The organism is Staphylococcus simulans (assembly GCF_002902285.1).
Taxonomy (GTDB): domain Bacteria; phylum Bacillota; class Bacilli; order Staphylococcales; family Staphylococcaceae; genus Staphylococcus; species Staphylococcus simulans.
Map to the genome: position 1 here is coordinate 80,504 of NZ_PPRU01000014.1, position 14,506 is coordinate 95,009.

The 14,506-nt window shown below is 35.6% G+C and carries 15 protein-coding genes; all 15 read left to right on the forward strand.

Going from position 1 to position 14,506, the window contains the following annotated elements; genetic code table 11:
• Positions 1-118 precede the first annotated feature (118 nt).
• The 15 genes from rimP (at position 119) to truB (ending at position 14,504) form a co-directional block, all read left to right on the forward strand.
• Positions 119-586, forward strand: coding sequence for a ribosome maturation factor RimP (rimP, locus tag CD112_RS03580; protein WP_002480703.1), 468 nt, complete (start codon positions 119-121; stop codon positions 584-586).
• A 21-nt stretch (positions 587-607) separates the two neighbouring features.
• The gene (gene nusA, locus CD112_RS03585; RefSeq protein ID WP_060803511.1) at positions 608-1,852 is read left to right on the forward strand and encodes a transcription termination factor NusA; all 1,245 of its coding nucleotides are present in this window, start codon (positions 608-610) and stop codon (positions 1,850-1,852) included.
• A gap of 18 nt (positions 1,853-1,870) precedes the next feature.
• Positions 1,871-2,155: an RNase P modulator RnpM gene (rnpM, locus tag CD112_RS03590; protein WP_057509824.1), complete on the forward strand. Its 285-nt coding sequence runs from the start codon at positions 1,871-1,873 to the stop codon at positions 2,153-2,155.
• On the forward strand, positions 2,152-2,457 hold the full coding sequence (locus tag CD112_RS03595) for a YlxQ family RNA-binding protein (RefSeq protein ID WP_023015690.1): 306 nt from the start codon (positions 2,152-2,154) through the stop codon (positions 2,455-2,457). Before rnpM ends, CD112_RS03595 begins: the two co-directional genes overlap by 4 nt.
• Before the next feature lie 16 nt (positions 2,458-2,473).
• Positions 2,474-4,609 carry a translation initiation factor IF-2 gene (gene infB, locus CD112_RS03600; protein ID WP_060803512.1) on the forward strand — a complete coding sequence of 712 codons (2,136 nt, stop codon included), beginning with the start codon at positions 2,474-2,476 and terminating at the stop codon, positions 4,607-4,609.
• 95 nt (positions 4,610-4,704) lie between these two features.
• Positions 4,705-5,088 carry a VOC family protein gene (locus CD112_RS03605; protein WP_002480708.1) on the forward strand — a complete coding sequence of 128 codons (384 nt, stop codon included), beginning with the start codon at positions 4,705-4,707 and terminating at the stop codon, positions 5,086-5,088.
• A gap of 270 nt (positions 5,089-5,358) precedes the next feature.
• On the forward strand, positions 5,359-6,108 hold the full coding sequence (locus tag CD112_RS03610) for a glycerophosphodiester phosphodiesterase family protein (protein WP_103363873.1): 750 nt from the start codon (positions 5,359-5,361) through the stop codon (positions 6,106-6,108).
• A gap of 29 nt (positions 6,109-6,137) precedes the next feature.
• Positions 6,138-7,424, forward strand: a complete 1,287-nt coding sequence (locus tag CD112_RS03615) for an MFS transporter (protein ID WP_023015686.1) — start codon at positions 6,138-6,140, stop codon at positions 7,422-7,424.
• A gap of 374 nt (positions 7,425-7,798) precedes the next feature.
• Positions 7,799-8,146: a 30S ribosome-binding factor RbfA gene (gene rbfA / locus CD112_RS03620; RefSeq protein ID WP_002480711.1), complete on the forward strand. Its 348-nt coding sequence runs from the start codon at positions 7,799-7,801 to the stop codon at positions 8,144-8,146.
• Between the two features lie 132 nt (positions 8,147-8,278).
• Positions 8,279-9,478: a glycerate kinase family protein gene (locus tag CD112_RS03625; protein ID WP_023015685.1), complete on the forward strand. Its 1,200-nt coding sequence runs from the start codon at positions 8,279-8,281 to the stop codon at positions 9,476-9,478.
• 2 nt (positions 9,479-9,480) lie between these two features.
• Positions 9,481-10,854, forward strand: a complete 1,374-nt coding sequence (locus CD112_RS03630) for an SLC13 family permease (protein WP_031262697.1) — start codon at positions 9,481-9,483, stop codon at positions 10,852-10,854.
• A gap of 13 nt (positions 10,855-10,867) precedes the next feature.
• A complete protein-coding gene (locus CD112_RS03635; protein WP_002480714.1) occupies positions 10,868-11,545 on the forward strand; it encodes a response regulator transcription factor in 678 nt (225 codons plus the stop codon).
• Between the two features lie 2 nt (positions 11,546-11,547).
• Positions 11,548-12,924, forward strand: coding sequence for a sensor histidine kinase (locus CD112_RS03640; RefSeq protein WP_103363874.1), 1,377 nt, complete (start codon positions 11,548-11,550; stop codon positions 12,922-12,924).
• Entirely contained in the window at positions 12,902-13,471 is a 570-nt protein-coding gene (locus CD112_RS03645; RefSeq protein ID WP_002480716.1) for a PepSY domain-containing protein, read from the forward strand. The genes CD112_RS03640 and CD112_RS03645 overlap by 23 nt, the downstream gene beginning before the upstream one ends.
• Positions 13,472-13,589: 118 nt before the next feature.
• Positions 13,590-14,504: a tRNA pseudouridine(55) synthase TruB gene (gene truB / locus CD112_RS03650; protein ID WP_103363875.1), complete on the forward strand. Its 915-nt coding sequence runs from the start codon at positions 13,590-13,592 to the stop codon at positions 14,502-14,504.
• The last annotated feature ends 2 nt before the right edge of the window (positions 14,505-14,506 follow it).

Here is a 14,506-nt window from a genome sequence, read left to right on the forward strand (position 1 = left end):
GTGCTACAATTGGCATTTAAAGATGTACTGTGTTATAATCATAGTGCGTAAAAAATGAACTTTAGTCACGAAGAGTGGGGTTTACCCGCTCTTTTCTATTTGTATAAAGGAGGTCAGCATGAGTAAAATTACTGAACAAATCGAAACAATTATTCAACCGGTTTTAGATGAATTGAATTTTGAACTCGTGGATATTGAATTCACAAAAGAAGGTAGAGACCGCTATCTTAGAATCTCTATTGATAAAGAGGGCGGCGTTGATTTGAATGATTGCACATTAGCATCAGAAAAAATCAGCGCAGCAATGGATGAAGCAGATCCGATTGAACAAATGTATTACCTAGACGTTGCGTCACCAGGTGCTGAGCGTCCTATCAAAGACGATAAGGCGTTTCGTAATGCAGTCAATCAACCTGTATTTGTCACTCTTTATGCGCCGGTTGAAGGTGCTAAAGAATGGTTAGGTGTCTTGCAGTCAGTAGATGACGAGTCAGTTGTGATCGAAGTGCAAGTCAAATCAAAGAAAAAGCAAGTTGAAATCCCAAGAAATAAAATTGCTAAAGCACGTCATGCAGTTTTGATTTAACGTGAGTAGGAGGATTTAACCGTGTCAAATGAATTAATATTAGCAGTAGAATATTTGGAAAAAGAAAAGAAAATTCCTAGAGAAGTACTAATCGATGCGATTGAAGCAGCATTGATTACTGCTTATAAAAAGAACTATGAATCTTCACGTAATGCACGTGTGGAATTGAATATGGACGAAGGTACGTTCAAAGTTATCGCACGTAAAGAAGTCGTAGAAGAAGTATTTGATGACCGCGATGAAGTGGACATCAGTACAGCGTTGGTGAAAAACCCAGCATATGAAATCGGTGATATCTACGAAGAAGATGTTACACCGAAAGACTTCGGCCGTGTGGGTGCACAAGCAGCAAAACAAGCTGTGATGCAACGTTTACGCGATGCTGAAAGAGAAATTCTTTATGATGAATTTATCGATAAAGAAGAAGATATCATGACTGGTATCATTGACAGAGTCGATCACAGATATGTGTATGTTAACTTAGGACGCACTGAAGCGGTATTATCTGAAGCTGAAAGAAGTCCAAATGAAAGTTACATTCCAAATGAACGTATCAAAGTATACGTTAATAAAGTAGAACAAACGACAAAAGGTCCTCAAATCTATGTATCACGTAGTCATCCTGGCTTATTGAAACGTTTGTTTGAAGAAGAAGTACCTGAAATTTATGATGGTACTGTTGTGATTAAATCAGTTGCACGTGAAGCGGGCGATCGTTCAAAAATCAGTGTCTACTCTGAAAATGATGATATTGATGCTGTCGGCGCATGTGTAGGTGCAAAAGGTGTCCGTGTTGAAGCGATTGTTGAAGAGCTTGGCGGAGAAAAAATTGATATCGTACAATGGAATGAAAATCCTAAAGTCTTTGTGAAAAACGCATTAAGCCCTTCACAAGTTTTAGAAGTAATTGTAGACGAAGACAATCAATCTACAACAGTAGTCGTTCCTGATTATCAATTATCACTAGCTATCGGTAAACGTGGTCAAAACGCACGTTTAGCAGCGAAATTGACAGGTTGGAAAATCGATATTAAATCTGAAACAGATGCACGTGAAGCAGGTATCTACCCAGTGCCAGAACAAGACGAAGTTGAAGAAACACCAATCGAAGAAGATCTTTCTGAAGATGTGGTAGTGGCACAAGTAGAAGAAGTACCTGAAGCTGAAGATGTTGAAGTAGAAGAAGCGGAAGACATTGAAGCAGCTGAATCAGAAGAAGACGAAGCTTCAGAAGAAACAGAAGCTAAAAAAGACGTAGAAGAATAATTTGGAGTGAATGCCTTTATGAAGAAAAAGAAGATTCCAATGAGAAAGTGTATACTTTCAAATGAAATGCGTCCCAAAAACGATATGATTCGTGTGGTTATAAACAAAGAAGGCGAAATTTCTGCAGATGCGACAGGTAAGAAACCTGGACGTGGTGCGTACGTTTCTAAAGATGTAGCACTTGTAGAAAAAGCACAGCAAAAAGGGATTTTAGAGAAGTTCTTTAATGCTGATGCTGAAACTTTAGAGCCTGTCTATAAAGAAATCATACGTCTCATTTACAGAGAAGAGATTCCAAAATGAATAAGAGCAACATCTTGAATTTTTTAGGATTGGCAATGCGGGCTGGCAAGGTTAAAAGTGGTGAGTCAGTTATTCTGACAGAAATCAAAAAACGAAAAACATCGTTAGTGATTCTGTCTGAGGATGCGTCATCGAGGACAACCAAAGAAATCAGTCAAAAATGTGAGAGTTATCACGTTCCGTTGCGTATATTCGGTACAAGAGAAGAGTTAGGCCAAGCACTTGGCAAATCTTCTCGCGTGAATATAGCTATAATGGATAACGGTTTTGCCAAAAAGCTATTATCAATGATAGATGAATAACGTAAGGAGTGATTATATGAGTAAAAAGAGAATTTACGAGTATGCAAAAGATTTAAAATTAAAAAGTAAAGATGTTATTGATGAATTGAAGAAGATGAATGTTGAGGTGTCTAACCACATGCAAGCGTTAGAACCGAATGAAATCAAAGAGTTGGATAAAAAATTCAAACCAAATTCATCTAAAGATAAGCAAAACGATAAAGCTGCTCAAAATAATCACAAAAAACATCAAAACAATAATAAAGATAAAAATAAAAATAATAACAATAATAGCGGTAATGCTAAAAAGAATAATAAAAAAGGCAACAAGAACCACAACAAAAATAATAATAAAAACAACAACAAACATAAGAAAAACAATAATCAAAAACCAGCACCAGAACAACCGAAAAAAGAAATGCCAGAAAAAATTACTTATTTAGAAGGTATTACGGTTGGCGAATTAGCTGACAAAATGAATATTGAGTCATCAAGTATTGTTAAGAAATTATTCTTACTTGGTATTATGGCAAACATTAACCAATCATTAGACGATGAAACAATTGAGTTAATCGCTGATGATTATGGTGTAGAAGTAGAAAAAGAAGTAGTCATTGACGAAGAAGACTTAGATATCTACTTCGATGATGAAGAAGAAGATCCGGATGCAATTGAGCGTCCAGCAGTTGTAACAATCATGGGACACGTTGACCATGGTAAAACAACGCTACTTGACTCAATCAGAAATACACATGTGACACAAGGTGAAGCGGGCGGTATCACACAACATATCGGTGCTTACCAAATCACAAATGACGGCAAAAAAATCACTTTCTTAGATACACCTGGACACGCAGCCTTCACTACTATGCGTGCACGTGGTGCGCAAGTCACTGATATCACAATCTTAGTGGTTGCAGCAGACGACGGTGTTATGCCTCAAACAATTGAAGCGATTAACCATGCTAAAGAAGCAGATGTGCCGATTATCGTAGCGGTAAACAAAATTGATAAACCAACAGCAAACCCTGATCGTGTTATGCAGGAATTAACTGAACATGGTTTATTCCCTGAAGACTGGGGAGGCGACACAATCTTCGTACCACTTTCAGCATTAAGCGGTGACGGTATTGAAGACTTATTAGAAATGATTGTCTTAGTATCAGAAGTACAAGAATTAAAAGCGAACCCAGACAAACGTGCTGTCGGTACAGTTATTGAAGCTGAATTAGACAAATCACGTGGTCCTGCGGCATCATTATTAGTTCAAAATGGTACGTTGCATGTGGGAGATGCTATTGTAGTAGGTAATACGTTCGGTCGTATCCGTGCAATGGTGAATGATTTAGGTCAACGTATCAAATCAGCTGGTCCATCGACACCGGTTGAAATTACGGGTATTAATGATGTACCACAAGCCGGTGACCGCTTCGTTGTCTTCTCAGACGAAAAACAAGCACGTAGAATCGGTGAAGCACGTCATGAAGAAAGCATCTTACAACAACGTCAAGAAAGCAAAAACGTTTCATTAGACAACTTGTTCGAACAAATGAAACAAGGTGAAATGAAAGACCTTAACGTAATCATCAAAGGTGACGTACAAGGTTCAGTAGAAGCATTAGCAGCTTCACTTATGAAAATTGATGTTGAAGGTGTTAACGTTCGTATCATCCATACAGCAGTGGGTGCAATCAACGAATCTGACGTTACACTTGCGAATGCTTCAAACGGTATCATCATCGGCTTCAACGTACGTCCTGACTCTGGTGCGAAACGTGCAGCTGAACAAGAAAATGTAGACTTACGTTTACACCGTGTTATCTACGACGTAATCGAAGAAATTGAATCAGCGATGAAAGGTATGCTTGACCCTGAATACGAAGAAAAAGTTATCGGACAAGCTGAAGTTCGTCAAACATTCAAAGTTTCTAAAGTCGGTACAATCGCAGGATGTTATGTAACTGAAGGTAAAATCACACGTAACGCAGGAGTACGCGTCATCCGTGACGGTATTGTCATCTTCGAAGGTAAACTTGATACGTTAAAACGTTTCAAAGACGATGCGAAAGAAGTGGCAAAAGGTTACGAGTGTGGTATCACAATTGAAAAATACAACGACTTAAAAGTTGACGATATTATCGAAGCATACGAAATGGTTGAAATCCAACGTTAAACTTGATAGTTTAGATAAAAGCACTTCCTTAAGCGGGAGTGCTTTTTCGTATGATTAAGGGATTACTATCATAAATATAATTGGGAGGTGTATGTATGATGGTTAACAATATTTGGTTTAATCTTGCGAGTCAGGACTTAGACAAAAGCAAGAAGTTTTATCAAAATATCGGCTTTGAGATTATGGAACGTCCGGAACAAGAGGGTAAGATGTTCGGTATCAAAGCAAAAAAAGGCTCTCCGATAATGATTGTAGCCATGAAATACTTTGAATCATATATTCATCGCGTACCTTATGGTAATGATGCGTTGATTTCACTTTCGGTTGATACAAAAGAAGAAGCACATCAACTTAAAGAAGATGTACAGAGTTTCGGAGGTAAAATTATCGATCAACCTAAAGAACGTGATGGTTTTTATGGCTTCACATTTGAAGATATTGATGGGCATTTCTTCAACATTCTAGTTTTTGATGAATAAAAATCATAAATCATATTAAATATCCAATCTGATGATAGTCTCAGCACTGTATTCAGATTGGATTTTTTATTTTAAAACAGATTGACCTCTATAAGAACTGGGTTTGTAAATGTATTGTAAAGTTTCAATAAAAACCATAAAACTTATTGAAATAGGCTTTGTATAGGCATATGATTAAATTGAAATTATACATAACTTTTAACAAGTTGTGAGAAGTTGAATTTAATATCACTACAGCAATCTATTTTATAATCTAGAAGGTGAACAGCTATGAAAACAATCTTTGGACACAGGGGTGTACCAAGTGTCGCACCAGAGAACACGTTAGCATCTTATCATGCCGCAGCAGAAATTCCTGAACTGCAATGGATTGAAGTCGATGTCGGAATTACTGCAGATGAACAATTAATAATGATTCATGATGATTATTTAGATCGTACAACTTCAATGACAGGAGAAATCAGTGAAACCTTATTTAAAGATATCCAACAAGCGAGTGCAGGTTATTGGTTCCATCCAAAATTCAAAGAAGAAAAAGTTCTAACTTTCGATGAATTTATTGATTTTGTGAATGCCTCTCAACTAAATGTCAATATTGAACTAAAAGGTATTACAGGTAATCATGGACCAAAATTAGCTAAATCATTAATTAAAGAGTTAGTTGAAGCAATGCCGAAATTTAGTCCTGAAGTAGAAATATTATTTTCAAGCTTTAATATTCCATTGCTTAAAGCAGTTCAAGAAGCACTTCCTCAATATCCTAGAGCGGTACTCTATGAAATGTGTGCATTTTATGAAGATTGGCGTACAGTTTTAGATTTTTGTGATACACATATTTTGCATTTGGAAGATATTGATTTGACTGAAGCGTTAGTCAGACGTATCAAAGATGATGGTTATATTTTAAATGTATATACCGTGAATGATGTAGATAGAGTGAACCAACTCTTTAACTTTGGTGTGGATGGTGTGTTTACAGACTATCCGCAAAATTTAGTACATTTGCAAGAATCACTTTGACATAGGCCGCAACTAGGAGGAAAAACAACATGAATTGGCTGATGCATAAACTAGGATTGAAAAATGCGAGACAACTGGCAGGATACCTTTCTGTTGTCACTGCAGGACAAATTATTTATTCAGGATTCGAAGCTTTTAAAGGTACGTTTTATCACCAACTCTTGCAGGTACTGCATGTTAATAATGCGGAACTTGGTGTGATTTTTAGTTTAATCGGGTTATCAATGTTCTTCTATATTCCAGGTGGATGGATCAATAATAGATTCTCGATTCGTTCTTTACTCATCACGGGGATGTCAATTCGTTTTATTACGATGTGTATCGTGATTTTCTTGAATCCAAGCTTTACGATATTAAAAGTGATCGCAGTCATTTGGGGGTTAGTTGAAGCGTTCTTCTGGCCTGCAGTATTGAATGGGGTAGTTTTCTTCACTGATCGTGAACATAGAGGTTTAGGTTTTGGATTATTAGAATCCATTCGCCGTGCACAAGAAATGTTGATGAACTTATTACTTGTAGCCATTATGGCTGCGGTGAGTGGCGTCGTCGTATTAAAAGGCGGTATGTTAGCCTATAACTTATTATTAATCCCGATGATTATTTTAATATGGAAATTTGTACCGAAAAATGGGATTGCGGCTGATGAATCGCATAATCAAGAAACAGGTTATAAATCTGCGAAAGCTTTAAAAGGGTTATTGTATGTGTTAACACAACCAAAAGTGTGGTTAGCCGCGATTACCGCAATGTCAGTATATTGGGGCTATATTATTTTGATATACACTGTACCTTACTTACAAAGTGTTTATCATTTAACAACAGCACAAACTGCATTTTTCGGTGTAATCAATACAGCATTGATGGGGGTTATCGCTGGTGTTATTGCGGGAATGATTTCGGACTTTGTCTTTAAATCTTCAGCGAAAATGATTGGTGTAGCATTACTCGCATCAACAGTTATTTTAATCATTATTGTATACTTTAAAATCGGAACACAGTTAAGTATTGTCTTGTTAGTAATCTTGTCATTAACGACATTCTTATCAAAAAGTGTATTGCTTGCGCCAATTTCAGAATTGAAATTACCTGAAGATTTTTCAGGGTCTGCGATGAGTGTCGGTTCGTTTTTAGCGTATGCGCCAGTCTTTTGGGTGTATCAATTAAATGGTAATTTACTGGATGCATTTAAAGGACATGAAGCTGTTGCCTACCAAATGATTTTTAAAATTGGTATTGTGGTCGCATTATGTGGTGCAGTTTCAGCATTAGTATTAACGTATTTGATGAAACGTTCACGACAACGAGAAGTTCAATAATGAAATGAAATTTAAAAATGAAACGACTAAAAATAACATAATAGTGATTGAATTATTTTTAGTATGAATAAGAAATTTTAACCCAAGTACTTTAAACGCTTGATACAGCTATAAAGTGCTTGGTTTTATTTTTGAAGGAGACTATTATTTTTAAAAAGTATGTGTTCATTTCTGAAATGTAAAGATTGTTTTGAAATGATATCTTATACGTTTACGCAAAATTAATATGCTTAACTGTTTCTTAACATGTTGCGCGTGTCATATTGATTAATTGCTCAATATAAAGGGAAAAGTTTTGTAAAAGGGACGATTATAGTTTATAATCTTGGATTGAACTCAATCGTTCATTGTTGAAATAAAGAGGTGAAACACACATGAGTAAAATGAGAGCAGAACGCGTTGGTGAACAATTGAAACAAGAGTTGATGGATATTATCAACAATAAAGTTAAAGACCCGAGAATCGGATTTTTAACTATCACTGACGTACAAGTGACAAACGATTTATCTCAAGCTAAAGTCTACTTAACAGTATTAGGTAAAGAAAAAGAAGTAGACGATACGTTTAAAGCGTTAGAAAAAGCGCGAGGCTTTATTAAAGCGGAATTAGGTTCAAGGCTTCGTCTAAGAACAATTCCAGAATTATATTTCGAATATGATCACTCAATCGAGTACGGTAATAAAATCGAAAGAATGATTCAAGATCTTCATAAAAATGACTAATTAAATGAAGTTATGGGCAGCTATGCAAGTGCATAGCTGCTTTTTTAATTGAATTCTAATAATTCTCTAATTCTTTACAAACTTAACCTCCTTAACATAGGCGATAAGGATTTTTACTAGGAGGTTATAACAATGAAAATTGCAGTGATACCCTCAGGCTTTAAAGAAAGCTTGAGTTCAGCAGAAGTCGGTACAGCAATTCAAAAAGGTCTGCATGAAGCAGATGAAAGTTTAAATATTCAAGTGATTCCCATGGTGGATGGAGGCGAAGGATTTGCGCAAACTATCACGCAAATTAAAAATGGTCAGCTTTATCATTTAAATGCAGAAGATCCATTAGGACAAAAACGCAAAACATTTTATGGTATGTTTTATGAAAACAAACAAAAAGTTGCGGTAATTGAGATGGCCGCAATTGCGGGTCTAAGACATGTGCCTAGCAACCAGAGAAATCCGCTTCACACTTCTACATACGGTGTAGGTGAAGCAATTATCCACGCATTAGATCATGGCGCTGAACGTATCTTAATCGGCTGTGGTGATTCGGGAACATCTGATGGCGGTGTCGGCATGGCACAAGCAATCGGTGCACGTTTCAAAGATTATAAAGGTAAAACAATATTTATCCATGGCGGAGGTGAAATTGACCGTATTCATGATATGGATTTATCTCATATTGATCCGCGTGTATTAAATACACCTATAGATGTAGCAGTGAATTGGTCGAATATTTTATGTGGACCAAAAGGTGTCGCAAAAGTATTCGGTCCACAAAAAGGTGCAAGTCCAAAAGAAGTCGAACATTTATCGGACAACCTTGATCATTTGGCACGTTTAATAAAACGTTCAACAGGTGAGTCAGTTGCTTATCAACAAGGTTCTGGCGCATCTGGTGGATTAGGTGCAGGGTTAATCGCTTTTGCGAACGCTACATTGCATCCACGTTTTGAATTAATTCAACAGTACTTGCATATTGAACCTGTTATTGCACAAGCTGATTTAGTCATCACAGCAGAAGGGTGTTTAGATTTCCAAACGCCAAACGGAAAAATTCCTGCTGAAGTAGCGAGAATCGCTCAACAATATGATACACCTGTGATTGCATTAGCAGGCACAATCGGTCAAGATGCGGAATTTAATTATCAAAGTGGTATTAATGCCTTTCACAGCATTATTAAACAGCCTTCAAGTTTAGATGATTCTATTGAGTATGCATCAAAATGGCTAAAGGAATGTGCACGAAATATATATCACTCAATTCAAATCGGTATGAAGATGAATCAAACAAAGTCACAAACACACACAACTAAACAAAGACATTTTGTGCTTTAAAGATGAGTTATTCTAAATTAATCGCAGTCATTCTTTATCTTATTTTCACGCTATGGCTGTTTTTAGAAACAAATTTGTCCTATTTAGGACAATTGAGTGTGGCTTTGTTTGTGTTATCTTTAGGACTATTTATTTTTAGTAAAATGCCAGCAGGGTTATCTGCGATGTTGGTTGTATGTTTAGGTATTTTACTCGGTATGCCGCAAGATATTTTGTATCAATCATTAGAAGAACATGTGATTTGGTTAATGATTGGCGCATTTATTATTGGTGGCGTAGTGGAAACCAGTGGTTTATTAGATCGTTTGATTCGTTGGATTGAAGCGAAGTGTACGTCTGGAAAACGTATGAATATCTTTGTCTTTATCTTAGTACAAATTTTATCTTTAATTATTCCATCTACTTCAGGTCGTGCAGCAGCACTTCTACCTGTATATCAAGCATTTGGCAATCGTTTTAATTCAAATCGTCAGTATTTAGGCATATTGATGCCAGTGTTAATTTTGATGGGAACAAACTTATCTTTAATTGGTGCAGGCAGTCATATTATTGGGATTGGACTGCTTGAAAATCAAACAGATGGTTCTATTTCTTATCTTCAATTCTTACTATGGGGCTTTCCATTTGGGATAATTATTGCAATAATAAGCTTATTTATGATAAAAAAGTTTTATATGAAGCCTGTTGAAAAGATTTCAACAGAAAATATAATACAATATGAAAAACAACCATTGACTAAAAAAGAGAAAAAAGCAGCAGTCCTCATTAGTTTGACAGTGATACTTTGGATAACTGAACCACTGCATGATTTCGATATCGCCTTTGTGACAATTTTAATGAGCTTGATTATGATTATGCCTAAAGTTGATTTGATCGGATGGCGTGAAGCATTTAACAGAGTGTCATGGAGCTTAATTTTCTTTGTAGCGGGTGCGACTGCACTTGGCAATCTATTGGTGAAATATAAAGTGCTCGATGTCATTCAACATCAATTATATCAAGTGATGCATCATGTCAAACTGGTAAATGAATTTGTGCCGCTAGTGATTATTGTAGTATTGACTGTGACTTCTCACTTGTATATTACAAGTCATACAACACGTGCAGTCGTCTTTATTCCATTACTGATTGTTTTTGGTAAAATGTTTGGTTTAAACCTGACAGCAGTTGTATTTATTGCGCTGATCGGTACGAACTACTGCTTAACTTTTCCAGTCAGTTCTAAAGCCTTGTTATTGTTTTATGAGAATAAAGAAAGACCATTTACAATTAAACAGCTCATGTATTTAAGTTTAGGTATCATGCCAGTATATATGCTTACCATGATTGTGATGTATTATGTTTATTGGCAATATGTTGGGCTTGCATTGAAATAGGAGTGAATAGAAAGTGGAAACTATCTTAATTGTGGAAGATGACGAGAAAATAGCACGCGTCATTGAACTAGAATTGGATTATGCAGGCTATGATGTCTGTATAGCGCATTCTGGTAAAGCAGCATTACAACTTTATCAAGAACGTCACATTGATTTGATTTTACTTGATGTGATGATACCAGATTTAAATGGATTAGAAGTGCTCAGACGTATTCGAAATGATGATGACTATATTAAAATTATTATGTTAACTGCACGTGATGAAGTCATGGATAAAGTCAGCGGTTTAGATTCTGGTGCAAATGATTATATGACTAAGCCATTTGAAATTGAAGAATTATTAGCACGTATTCGTGTACATTTAAAACAGCAGCAATTAAATCAAAAAGAAGCTGTTGAAGTTTTAACACATGATCACATCGAATTGAATCCACAATCTAGAGAAGTTTTTGTCGATGGCAGTCTAGTCGAACTCACACAAAAAGAGTACGATTTGTTGTACTACTTTATGACTAACCAAAATATTGCTTTAGATCGTGCGCAGATCATTGAGTATGTCTGGGGTTATGATTTCGTAGGTGATACGAATGTTGTAGATGTTTATGTCAGATACTTAAGAAAGAAATTAGATACGGCTGATACTTCAATTATATCAAGTGTCAGAGGTATCGGTTATATGATGAGAGCTTAGTTATGAAACTAGGAACACAACTTCAAATTTATATCACTTTGATGATTGCGATTGTTGTCATTATTACTAATTTGACGATCTATTTTATTTATCGTACCACTTCGTTAAATGCGGAAACCGCACAATTAGAAGATAAAGCAATCAGCACGATGGAAGAATTACGAAAGGCCAAAGAAAATCATAACGACAAAGAAAAAGTATTGCAAAGTTTGATTTTAACTGATGGTTATATTGCGATTGTAGGTAAAGATGATGATAGTAAATTTCAAGTCACATCTAATCCAAAATATAAAGATTTAAGTGAACCGTATAAAAATAAACAATATAAAAAGGCGATTTATAAAAAAGGGCATCATTTTGTCTTAGTCAGTATTCCGCTCGTTTGGAAAGATGGAGAAGTCAGTAATTTACAAATTTTTGAGAATATCGATTTCAAATACAGTAAATACGATATTTTAAAAGTGGTATTAACACTTTCTACATTGTTTATTTTGTTGATTGTCTTTTTATTAAATCGATTACTGACTCAAATTATTTTACAACCGATAAATCAATTGATTGAGAAAATGAAAAAAACGATTGAAACGAATCATTATGTCATTATGGATATTAATCAAAAGGATACTAAAGAGTTGCAAGCATTAACCCAGACATATAATGATATGATGGGAAATTTAAAGGAACATGATGAAAAGCAGCAAGCATTTATATCCAATGCTTCTCATGAATTGAAAACACCGATTACAGTGATTAATTCATATAGTCAGATGTTGAAGCGGTTTGGAAAAACTAGAGAAGATATTTTAAATGAAAGTATAGATGCGATCAGCGATGAAGCACAACGGCTGAAATATTTAACTGAGCAAATGTTGGATTTAGCTAAAGTAGAGCGCAGTAATCAACAGGCAGAACGGCAATCTGTTGATTTAAATGAAATATTAGAGCATAAGGCTTCACGTTTCGCACATGCATATGATAGAGATATTGTATTTCACTGTGATAATACTGCACGTGCATTTGTGAATGAAGATCAGTTCAAACAATTGATGACAATTTTTTTAGATAATGCGATTAAGTACAGTCAAGATGATGTGATGATACATGCGATGGAACATCCAACGCACATACACGTGAATATTTCAGATCGTGGCATTGGTATTCCGCCAGAAGATTTAGAACAAATCTTCAATAAATTTTATCGTGTGGACAAAGCAAGAGCAAGACAATCTGGGGGTTCTGGTTTAGGACTCTATATCGCGTTTGAATTAGCCAAACGTAATGACATAGAAATTCAAGTACAAAGTGTGCTTGATGTTGGCACAACGTTTATTTTGATTATAGAAAAGGTGACTTCAAATGGTGCTCAAAAAGATGATTAAAATACTGTTGATAGTCATTATTTGTATATTGATAGTGATATTATGTGCAGTGATTTATTTCAAGTCCACGCAACACGACTACACCCAACAAGAAGTTAAACAACTAGTAGATGATCGTTATGACGGCAAAATTCAATCTATTTCTTTGAACAAAGCTAAAACAACTTATAAGGTAAAATTGTTAGATGAAGGGTTAAAGTATGATTTAGAAGTGGATAAAAAAGACGGCGCAATTAAAAATGTCCATACAGTAAAAGTCAAACAACCGACTAAGTCAAAATCACAGCAAGAAAAAGCAACTAAGAAGAAAGAGACACCTTATATTTCAGAAGAAACAGCAAAAGCAGTCGCACAACATCAAGTGCCAGGTCAATTTGTTTATATTGATTTAGAAAAAGAGCACAATCCACCTTTTTATACGGTTCAACAAATCGTAGACGATGATGAAGGCGCAGTAATTAAAGTGAATGCCCTCAATAAAAAAGTACTGTCTGTGTCATGGTTCGAAATTAAAGATGATGACGACGATGATGATTTTGATGATTAAAAATATAAGCAGCTGTTGAAGGGTTATATGCGTTCAACAGCTGCTTATTTTCTTTGCCTATATTTCATTTTGAATTTATTGTAAAATAGTAGAGGTATGACAGAGAGAAGAGGTGTAGTTGATGGAGGGTATTTTACCTGTATTTAAAGAACGTGGTTTAACAAGCCATGATGTTGTATTTAAATTGCGTAAAATTTTACATACTAAAAAAGTAGGACATACAGGCACATTAGATCCAGAAGTAAATGGCGTTTTACCGATTTGTGTCGGTGGTGCCACTAAAGTCAGTGACTATATCATGGAAATGGGTAAAGCATATCAAGCAACGGTTACGGTCGGTGTGAGTACAACTACTGAAGACCAAACTGGAGAGGTGCTAGAAACGAAAGCAGTCAGTAAAGATTTAACAGCTGATAAAATTGATGAAGCGATTTTATCATTTGTAGGTGAAATTGAACAAATTCCGCCGATGTATTCTTCTGTTAAAGTGAATGGACGTAAGCTTTATGAGTACGCACGTAATAATGAAACAGTTGAGCGCCCTAAACGAAAAGTGCGCATTTATGAAATTGAACGTAATTCTGAGATTCGGTATAAAGATGACACATGTTCATTTGATATATTTATACGTTGTGGGAAAGGGACATATATCAGAACGTTAGCAACTGATATCGGCAGAGCATTAGGTTATCCGGCACATATGTCTCAATTAACACGTGTAGAAAGCGGCGGCTTTTCTATCGATGAAAGTTTAACTTTGGATCAAATTGATGAATTATATAAGCAAGAAGCATTACAGGAAAAGCTATTTCCGATAGAATATGGTTTGAAAGGGTTGCCTCATATTCAAATTGACGACCCGAACATCAAAAAACGTATTTTAAATGGACAGAAATTTTATAAAAATGAATTTTCTGAAGCGATTGATGAAGTAACAGTGATGGAAGATAAAGAAACAGAAAAAGCGTTAGCACTTTATATTCCGCACGCTGAGAAACCGAATGAAATCAAACCTAAAAAGGTATTTAACTAAAG